Origin of the sequence: Streptomyces sp. NPDC007901, from assembly GCF_042959465.1 — a bacterium.
GTDB lineage: Bacteria > Actinomycetota > Actinomycetes > Streptomycetales > Streptomycetaceae > Streptomyces.
This window is the reverse complement of the sequence record NZ_JBIBKW010000063.1, coordinates 1-8,745: the sequence shown is the minus strand read 5'-3', so window position 1 is coordinate 8,745 and position 8,745 is coordinate 1. Positions and strand designations below refer to the sequence as shown.

9 protein-coding genes and 2 pseudogenes are annotated in these 8,745 nt (G+C 68.1%); 7 read left to right on the top strand and 4 right to left on the bottom strand.

Annotated elements, in window-relative coordinates:
- Positions 1-465: 465 nt before the first annotated feature.
- Both ACFZDK_RS55265 and ACFZDK_RS55260 read right to left on the bottom strand, forming a co-directional pair.
- The gene (locus ACFZDK_RS55265; RefSeq protein ID WP_189845495.1) at positions 466-1,050 is read right to left on the bottom strand and encodes a carboxymuconolactone decarboxylase family protein; all 585 of its coding nucleotides are present in this window, start codon (positions 1,048-1,050) and stop codon (positions 466-468) included.
- 16 nt (positions 1,051-1,066) lie between these two features.
- Positions 1,067-1,630 (bottom strand): cupin domain-containing protein, encoded by a 564-nt coding sequence (locus ACFZDK_RS55260; protein ID WP_390986878.1) that lies wholly within the window; start codon positions 1,628-1,630, stop codon positions 1,067-1,069.
- Between the two features lie 327 nt (positions 1,631-1,957).
- On the opposite strand from ACFZDK_RS55260, the gene ACFZDK_RS55255 reads away from it, so the two are divergent.
- The 5 genes from ACFZDK_RS55255 (at position 1,958) to ACFZDK_RS55235 (ending at position 6,488) form a co-directional block, all read left to right on the top strand.
- The gene (locus tag ACFZDK_RS55255) at positions 1,958-2,476 is read left to right on the top strand and encodes a winged helix-turn-helix domain-containing protein (RefSeq protein WP_390986875.1); all 519 of its coding nucleotides are present in this window, start codon (positions 1,958-1,960) and stop codon (positions 2,474-2,476) included.
- Positions 2,477-2,642: 166 nt separating this feature from the next.
- Positions 2,643-3,446, top strand: coding sequence for an alpha/beta fold hydrolase (locus tag ACFZDK_RS55250; RefSeq protein ID WP_390986872.1), 804 nt, complete (start codon positions 2,643-2,645; stop codon positions 3,444-3,446).
- A 169-nt stretch (positions 3,447-3,615) separates the two neighbouring features.
- A complete protein-coding gene (locus tag ACFZDK_RS55245; RefSeq protein ID WP_390986869.1) occupies positions 3,616-4,857 on the top strand; it encodes an MFS transporter in 1,242 nt (413 codons plus the stop codon).
- Positions 4,858-4,881: 24 nt separating this feature from the next.
- Entirely contained in the window at positions 4,882-5,481 is a 600-nt protein-coding gene (locus ACFZDK_RS55240; protein ID WP_390986866.1) for a cyclic nucleotide-binding domain-containing protein, read from the top strand.
- 29 nt (positions 5,482-5,510) lie between these two features.
- The gene (locus tag ACFZDK_RS55235) at positions 5,511-6,488 is read left to right on the top strand and encodes an FAD-dependent oxidoreductase (protein WP_390986864.1); all 978 of its coding nucleotides are present in this window, start codon (positions 5,511-5,513) and stop codon (positions 6,486-6,488) included.
- A 48-nt stretch (positions 6,489-6,536) separates the two neighbouring features.
- Here the strand turns inward: ACFZDK_RS55235 and ACFZDK_RS55230 are convergent.
- Positions 6,537-6,641, bottom strand: a pseudogene (locus tag ACFZDK_RS55230) (ATP-binding protein); the annotation flags it as partial.
- A 296-nt stretch (positions 6,642-6,937) separates the two neighbouring features.
- On the opposite strand from ACFZDK_RS55230, the pseudogene ACFZDK_RS55225 reads away from it, so the two are divergent.
- Both ACFZDK_RS55225 and ACFZDK_RS55220 read left to right on the top strand, forming a co-directional pair.
- Positions 6,938-7,051, top strand: a pseudogene (locus tag ACFZDK_RS55225) (Ku protein); the annotation flags it as partial.
- Positions 7,052-7,153: 102 nt separating this feature from the next.
- Positions 7,154-7,741, top strand: a complete 588-nt coding sequence (locus tag ACFZDK_RS55220) for a hypothetical protein (RefSeq protein ID WP_390986861.1) — start codon at positions 7,154-7,156, stop codon at positions 7,739-7,741.
- A 129-nt stretch (positions 7,742-7,870) separates the two neighbouring features.
- Here the strand turns inward: ACFZDK_RS55220 and ACFZDK_RS55215 are convergent, their stop codons facing one another.
- Complete coding sequence (locus ACFZDK_RS55215; RefSeq protein WP_390986859.1) at positions 7,871-8,647, bottom strand: TPR end-of-group domain-containing protein; 777 nt, start codon at positions 8,645-8,647, stop codon at positions 7,871-7,873.
- Positions 8,648-8,745 lie beyond the last annotated feature (98 nt).

Below are 8,745 nucleotides of genomic sequence, written 5' to 3'. Positions count from 1 at the left end.
GCGACTGCCGGGCCACCAGCCTGCTCACCACCCGCTCTGGAAACTGAAAGAGCCCGCCGACTCCGTCGGCGGACCCTCATGAAAGATCGAGGCTAATAGTGAAGCGGCCCCTGTAGGGCCCCGGAATTCCGTTCAGTGCCCGTCAAATAACTGGTCCTGCGTTCATCAGCGAGGACACCGGACACCGAAGCGTGCGGGCACGCCGCGGCGCTCGACCGGGCGGACTCGGCCATCGAAACGTACGGCCAGCGCTACGCCGAAAGCCTGCTGCTTCTGCCCCGGGCACGGGTGCTGCGGGCACGCGGCGAGCCGGGCGCCCCCTCCGGGCCGTCGCCGAGCGGGCGCACGCACTGTCCGTCGAGCGCGACGCCCACCTGATCGCCCGCCGTGCCGAGGAACTGATGGCCGAGCACTGGGCAGCGACGATCCGCAACGCCGCAATCGCCGGCAGCCACCTCGTCGGCGTCACGGCTGGGCAGTTGACGGTTCCCGACCGGGGACCGGCACGTCGAAGCAGTTCAGCACCATCGCGATGAGGCAGTAGCTGCCGATGAGGAACACGAGCTCGCCGACCCCATCAGGGCCCAGCAACTGCGTGGCCCGGTCGTATGTGGAGTCCGGCAGTATGCGCCCCGAGGTCAACGCCTTCGCGACGTCGTGGGCGACGGCCTGCTCGTCACTCAGCCCGGAGGGCCGCCCGCCCGCCGCCAGCGTCGCGATCTGCGCCGCCGCAAGACCGACCTCGTCTGCGGTCTGCTCGTGCGCGTACAGCAGGTACCGGGCGCCGTAAGCCGCGCCGACGGTGAGGATCGCCACCTCGCGGACGACGGGGTCGAGGTGCGCCTCGGCCGCGACCGCCCGCTGCAGAAACAGCGCCGGAACCCCGAACGCGGGGAAGTGCAGCATCGCCGCGAACGGCCCGACGAGCGCGCCGTCGTCGTCGAGGATGACGACGCGGCCCTGCTCCTCGGTGACGAGGCCGGCGATGCCGTCATGCACCTCGCGGAGTGGGGGGTCGAGCTCATCGGGTGGGATGGGGCGAATACGCATACGATGCTCCTCCTTCTCAGAGTCCGTCGGTGTACTGGCCGTCGATGAGTACGAAGGCGACCCGGCAGTTCGCGGCCGACCGGTTTGCCCATGCGTGGTTGGTGCCGCGCTGGATCACGATGTCCCCGGTGCGGACGATGGTCTCGCCCTCGTCGAGGATCAGCGTGAGCTCGCCCTCGACGACGATCCCGTAGTCGATCGTCTGCGTGCGATGCATCAAGGGATGCGGGGCGCCGGCGTCGGACCGTGCGGCGTCGGCACCGCCCATCTCCCCGAACTTCTCGGCCGCCTCCGCCCCCGTCAGGTTCCGGATCCGGTCGTCCTCCGGAGGGAAGTCGATCACCCGGATACGAGTGCCACGCTCGGGAGGTCCGAGCACCAGACCGTTCTCCGCCGGCTCACCCGACTGCCGGTCGATGACGGCCGGCGTCTGGCGTGTGTTCCACACCTCGTAGAAAGTCGGGCCACGGGGCCCGCCGATCTCCACCACGCGAGTCGGCGGCGCGTCCTGCGTGATCACCGCATGGCCGGACGCGTCATGGCCGGTCACGATTCTTCGGAACGGTAGTACGGAGCTCATGGGGTAAGTCCTGCTCATCTCAGCCGATGTGGGCATTCGAGGTCATCGCGTCAGCGGGGTAAGCGGCCCGGTGGGCATGGACGCCGCCGCGCACCGAAAGACTGGCGCCCGCCAGTTGACGTGGAGTTGACCGTCCGTGGACGGCGCCCCGATGTCCGTAAAGTTCGCTTTGGTGCGCGTATCGGGCGAGCAGGTCCCGTTGGGAGGGGTCCGCCGCGATTGCGGCTGTCACTCTGGTCGATTCTGGTTGCTTGCTTTGTGTTTCCAGTCGGAAATCATTGGTAATCGCTTTGCCTGCCGCGGGACTTGGGCGACCGCGGACGGCGGATGGCGGCGAAGGCCGGCCAAGGCTGGGAACGGGAAAGAGAGTGGCTTCCTCCGCTGCGTCTCTGCGGCTGCTGGTTCTCGGTCTGTTGCGGCTGGCGCGACGGTGTCGAGCTGGATCCCGGTCCTCGGCAGCAGTCGTATCTGCTCGCGATCCTGCTCGCGCGCGCGGGCAAGTCGATCAGTACGAGCGAGCTGATCGACCTGATCTGGGGCGACCGCGCCCCCTCCAGTGCCTTGAACATTCTTCAGAAGTACGTCTGCGCGTTGCGACGGCTGCTCGATCCGCCGCAATGGGGCATCGCCTACCACTGGGCGCTGCTCGCCGAGATGTGGCTGGCAGCCGGATCGCACGACCGGGCCGAAGCCGCTCTCGACCGAGCCGTCCAGACCATGCGGGACTACGGCCTGCGCTACGCCGAGCCGCCGCCGAACGACTCCTCCCAGGACCGGGGGCCATGCCTGACCGCAGGCCCTGAGGGGCAGAGCGGCCCAGGAATGAGAAGCGGGGACGCAACTTAATTTCGCCGGCGGGTATTCCGCCGACGTGAATTCCGGCTTTGCGCGAAGGCATGCTTGACAACAACGGAATCGGTGCCCGGATTTCTGTTCAGTGCTCGTCAAGTGGGCGGCTTTACGCTGACCGCGATCACCACCGAGAACACCGGATACCGAAGGGTATACAACCATGACGACAACTCGCCGGGGGCTGTTGGCCGGATCCGCCGCGGTCGTGGTGGGCGCCGCACTCGACGCGCCCACCGCGCAGGCGCACACCGGAAGCGGCAGTGGCAGCGGCCAGAAGCCCACCGTGGTACTCGTGCACGGCGCGTTCGCCGACGCATCCGGCTGGAACGGGGTCGCCTCCCGGCTCATCCGCGACGGCTATCCGGTCATCGCACCGCCCAACCCACTGCGCAGCGTGTCCTCCGACTCCGCCTATCTGGCCGGAATCCTCGCGACCCTCAGCGGCCCGATCGTCCTCGTCGCGCACTCCTACGGCGGGATCGTCGTCACCAACGCCGCGACCGGCAACCCGAACGTGAAGGCCCTGGTCTATGTTGCCGCGTTCGTCCCCGACCAGGGGGAGACGCTGCTGGGCCTGCAGACGAAGTACCCCGGAAGCAGACTCAGCGAGGAGGCGCTGGACTTCCGTCCCTACGGTGAGGGACTCGTCGACGGCTACATCAAGAAGGAGCTCTTCCACGACGTGTTCGCCGGGGACCTGCCGAAGGCGACCGCCGAGCTGATGTGGGCCGGCCAGCGGCCGGCGGACGTGCGCACCCTCGGGGAGCCGTCCGGCGCCCCGGCCTGGAAGACCATTCCGTCCTGGTATCTCGTGGGCCGCGACGACCAGGTGCTGCCACCTGCGGCGCAGCGGTTCATGGCGCGCCGGGCCGGCGCACACACCTTCGAGGCCGACACCTCGCATGTCGCGATGATCGCGCAGCCCGCGGCGACGGCCGCCCTCGTCAAGCGCGCCGCGCGCTGACACCACCGAGCCGACGAGGCCGGCAGGGGACGGCGATGTTCGAGGGGCTGGGGCGGACGGTGGGTGATCGGCCCGGCCGCGGCCTTCCTGGCGCTCGGCGGCATTGATCCCCCCCCGTCCGCCCCGGCCCGTACGCCGTCCAACCGACCCTCCTGCCGAGGACGAGACGATGCATCAGCACGCATACGACAGTCAGTGCACCGCCGAGGAGAAGCGGCACACCACCGCGAAGTCGCCCATCAGGAATCCGAAGCTGACGTTGTTCGCACTGGCGTTGGGCACCTTCGCGATCGGCGCCGGCGAGTTCGGCAGCAACGGCATCATCCAGCTGTTCGCGTCCGATCTGGACGTGTCCGTTCCGGTCGCAACCTACGCGATCACCGCCTATGCCTTCGGGGTGATGATCGGCTCTCCGGCGATCACCCTGCTCGCCGCCCGAGCCAACCGGCGCACCCTGCTGCTCGGCTTGATCGCGCTGTTCCTGGTCGGCAACGGGCTCTCCGCCCTGGCGCCGGACATCGTGCTGTTCGTCGTCTTCCGGTTCGTCACCGGCAGCGTGCAGGGAGCGTTCTTCGGCGCCGGGGCCGTCGTCGCCGCTTACGTGTACGGGCCGGGCAAGGGCGGCAAGGCGTTCGCCACCGTGATGGGAGGACTCACCGTCGCCACCATCGCCGGGTCGCCGCTCGGCACCTTCATCGGCCAGCACGCCGGCTGGCGCGCCATGTACGGGACCGTGGTCGCCGTCGGCCTAGTCGCCGGAGCGGCCCTGGTGGCCTGGCTGCCGCGCACCGACGACCTGCGCGGCAGCTCCCTCACGGGCGAACTGGGTGCCCTCCGGCGGCGGGACGTCTGGCTGATGGTCACCGTCGCGGCGCTCGGCATCTCCAGCATCTTCGCCGTCTACACGTTCATCGGCCCGTTCGTCACTGACGCGGCGCTGCGGGACGCCTCGCTCATCCCGATCGCGCTCGCCGTCTTCGGCCTGGGCATGGCGGTCGGCAACCAGGTCGGCGGACGTGTCGCCGACCGGTACGAGAACCGCGGTCTGGTCTTGGGCTACGGCGGTGCTCTGGTGTTCCTCGTACTGATCGGTGTGTCAGGCAGCAACCTGGTGGTTCTGCTGCCCTGCCTGTTCGGCGTCGGCGCGACCATGATGTTCGCCATCCCCACCATCCAGGTCCGGCTGACCAGCTTCGCACCGGACGCCCCGACCCTGATGGGAACGCTCAACCTGGCCGCCCTCAACCTGGCCAACTGTCTCGGCGCGATCGGCGGCGCCGTCGCCCTCGGCGCCGGCTGGGGGACCCTGTCCACCGTGTGGGCCGGCTTCGTCCTCACCACCGCGGGTCTGCTCCTGTACGTCATGACCGTCGCCCGGGTGAAGCCGACGCCCGTTCCAGTTCGCGCCTGAAACAGCCCTACTCGGAGGAATCACGTGAACGACGCTGCGGCAGAGCGCGGGCCGGTCCTGGACGACGAACAGTTCCGCCGGCTCGCCGAGTACGGTGAGGTGGAGTACGCCGAGCCCGGCCGGGATCTGTACACCTCCGGCGACGACACCTACGACTTGTTCCTGCTCCGGTCGGCGACCGTGGACATCGTCCGGGATGCGACGGCGATCGAGCCGGAGCGGCTGATCTACCGGGGAGGCCCCGGAGACTTCCTGGGCGAGCTCAACCTGCTGACCGGTCAGCACGTCTACCTGACCGCCCGGGTGGTGATCGCCGGGACGGTCGTTCGGATCCGGGCGGCGATGCTGCGCCGGGCCCTCGCCGAGCAGGTCGACATCGCCGACACACTGATCGAGGCGTTCAGGGAACGGCGCGAGGTGATCCGCGGGGCGGCAGGCAACGCCCTGGAGCTCGTCGGCCGGCCGTACGCCGCGGAGACACTGGACCTGCGCAGCTACGCGACGCAGATGCTCCTGCCGCATTCCTGGCTCGATGCGGCCTCGCACCCCGGACGCTCGCTGATGGGCTGGCGGGGCTCGGCGAGGACGACCTCCCGGCCGCGGTGGTCAACGGTTCGCTGCTGAGGCGCGCGACGCCCAGAACTCTGGCCGAGGTGCTCGGTCTCACCTATCGAGCCGACGGGCGCCCGGTCGATCTCGTTGTGGTGGGCGCAGGCCCGGCGGGTCTGGCCGCCGCTGTGTACGGGGCGTCCGAGGGTCTCGTCACCGTACTGCTGGACCGCGCCGGGCTCGGCGGCCAGGCCGCCAAGAGCGCCCGCATCGAGAACTACCTGGGCTTCCCGCACGGAGTCAGCGGCGAAAGCCTGACCCGTCTGGCCATGGTCCAGGCGCTCAAGTTCGGCGTACGCATCCACGCGCCCTGCGCGGTGGCCGGCCTGGACCTCTCCGAGGAGCGACGGCCGGCCGTGCTGCTGGAGGACGGCACACGCATCCAGTGCCGCGCGGTGATCGCCGCGACCGGGGCCCACTACCGGCGCCTCGACCTGCCGCAATGGACGACCTTCGAGAAGACCGGTTGCGTCCGCTACGCCGCGACCGAGCTGGACGTCCGAGGCTATGAGGACCAGCCGGTGACGGTCGTCGGCGGCGCCAACTCGGCCGGGCAAGCGGCCCTGTCCCTCGCCGCCCGCGGCGCGAGCGTGGATCTGATCGTCCGCGGCGCCGACCTCGGAGCCCGGATGTCCTCCTACCTGACCGACCGGATCCGAGCACATGCGCGGATCCAGGTCCACACCGGCAGCACGATCCGCGAACTGGCCGGCGACGACACCCTCGCGTCGATCGTTGCCGAAAGACCCGACGGGCGACGGGACCGGCTCGCTTCCCGCGCCCTGTTCTGCTTCATCGGCGCCGACCCGGTGTCGGGCTGGCTGGACGGCGTGGCCAAGGACCCCAACGGCTTCGTCCTCACGGACAGCCGGTCCGGTACGGCCCTGCCGTTCCAGACGAGCGCACCCCGGGTCTTCGCGGTCGGTGACCTGCGCGCGGGCTCGACGAAAAGAGTGGCCACCGCGGTCGGTGACGGTGCCGGCGCCGTCTCCTCCGTCCACGCGGCTCTCGCCGACGACTGACGCATCATTGACCGTGTTCCGGCACACCGTGAAACGTATGTGGGACCCGAGGTCCGGCTGGAAGGAGAAGTCGTACTCGTCGAGCGTTTTGTGGTGCGGCAGCTTCGACAGCCGCAGGCCCTGCTGGAACGTGAGATTCCGTCGTGTGTCCGCAGAGTGGAGCGGATGCGGCAAAAGGTCACTTGGGCAGTTCTCCGCCCGCTGGTCGACGTCCTGGTGAAGAAGGTGAAAGCGGTGCGCCGGGCAGCCGATGCCGTCCGGCTACACGGCCCGGCCGTCATCCCGCACAAGGACATGGGGATAGGACCCGATAGGCTGCTTCACCTGGAAAGTGCCTCCGACAGGGGCGGGAACAAGGACCTCAGCAATCCTCATTCTCGCTAGTCAGAGGCACTTTCTACTTCCCTGACCGCCTGCCGGACAGCCCGCTTCATGAAAGCGCGAGGCTAGTACTGCGCCAGGCACTTCAGCGGTCTTCGCGGGTCGCGGTGACGAGGTTCGCGTGGAGCGGCCGGGAGCGGCTGGGGCTGCTGCGGGTTAGGGATGACGTGATCGTCCTCAATTATGCGTAGCTGGACGGTGACCACTGCTTTGGCCAGTCGTTGCTCCTCATGTGGGAGTGCAGTGGCGGCTGGGGGTGACGACGCGGTATCGCCCCATGCCAAGTGAGCCTCGTTCCTTGCTTGTTGAGCTGGTTTCGGCGGTCGACATGGAGGTGGCTTGATGCTCAGGGCATTCCGGACGGGACGCCGTTCCTGATCAGCCCGGCCGGTGAGTACGACATGGGGCTGAACGGATACGGCAGATCACCGGCCCTGATAGGCGGTCCGGTGAACACGCAGTTGGCGTTCGCCCGTGACATGAAAGGGTTTCTGAACTTCCTCTGGCACCACCGACCGGGCGTCGTCGAGCACACCGGGTCGGGGCTGATGTCGCGACCGCGGTCGTGGAAAGACGCGACGGTTGGGGATCGACAGGTCTACGAGGCCTGGCGCAACCGTGATCCGGCCGGGCCACGGGTGAAGGGGGCGACGTGGAACCGTGAGGTCGCCACGGTGGACGGCTTCTACAAGTGGGCCGTGCGCAAGGGACTCGTGGCCTCCAGCCCGATCGAGCAGGCCGGCCTGAACCCGGTCGCCGAATTGCGGCCCCCCCGACGGACTACAGCGGGCCCGGTCCGGTCGTCATGGCCAAACGCCCCGGCTGACGATCAGGCGTCGAAGTGGCGCAGGGTCTTCGGCCGGGATCCATGACCTGACGCCTATCGCTATTTTCCGTTCGGATACTCCTACCAACGCCCCCTGGCCGCGAGGTTGGGGAGTCGGCCGGGCTCCGGGTAACTCACGGGATGTCGCACACACGGGCAGTACACACTACGACGCTCAAGTCCCTGTGATCTGGCGGAATTCGGGGTCTCGGCGCAGCGTGCTGAAGTAGTCGTCCAAGTGCCCGTGAACGACATTGATGCCTCCGCGGTCGCGTAGCGTTCGTAGTTCAGTAAGTGCTTCGTCGCGGCGGCCAGCCATGGCATAGACCGAGGCCAGGTTGTAAGCAATATCGGTAATCTCGTAGTTGGTTGTAGCGTGTCGCCTGGCCAGTTGCAGATCCGCCTCCGCTTGGTCGTACCGGCCGAGGCGTTTTGCCATCGCCCCTCGATAGGTGAACAGCCGAGCAGTGCTATTCGGATCAGCATCATCTGGCAGCAGAGCAATCGCATCGTTGTACGCCCGCCACGCAGATAGGTCGGACGGCGGCCCTCCCCGGGTATTCGCATGCGCCACACCCCTTACGTAATGAACCTCCCAGTCCGCGTCGACTTGGCTTACGTACCTGTCGAAGTGCTCCGCCGCCTCTGCCCACCGCCGCTCAGCCATCAGTGCCCTGGCCAGGTTCAGTTCGACGTCAGGTGGCACAGCGCCTTCTGCAGCACGATCCCTCAGGATGCTCATCACAGCTTCCAGCTGTTCCAGGGCTGTGCGCACCTGCTGGTCCGCGGTGGCAGTTCCGGTCACCAGGCCCTCGGTGTCGACTCCCGCCTGAGCGAGTGACTCATCGAGGGCACGGCTTGCGTGAGGAACCTGCAATACCGCCCGCTCATAGACCGCGTCGCTGGTGATTTGCTGCCGGTGCTTGGTCAAGAGCCGGTAGACGAAGACCAAAGCTAGCCTCGATCTTTCATGAGGGTCCGCCGACGGAGTCGGCGGGCTCTTTCAGTTTCCAGAGCGGGTGGTGAGCAGGCTGGTGGCCCGGCAGTCGC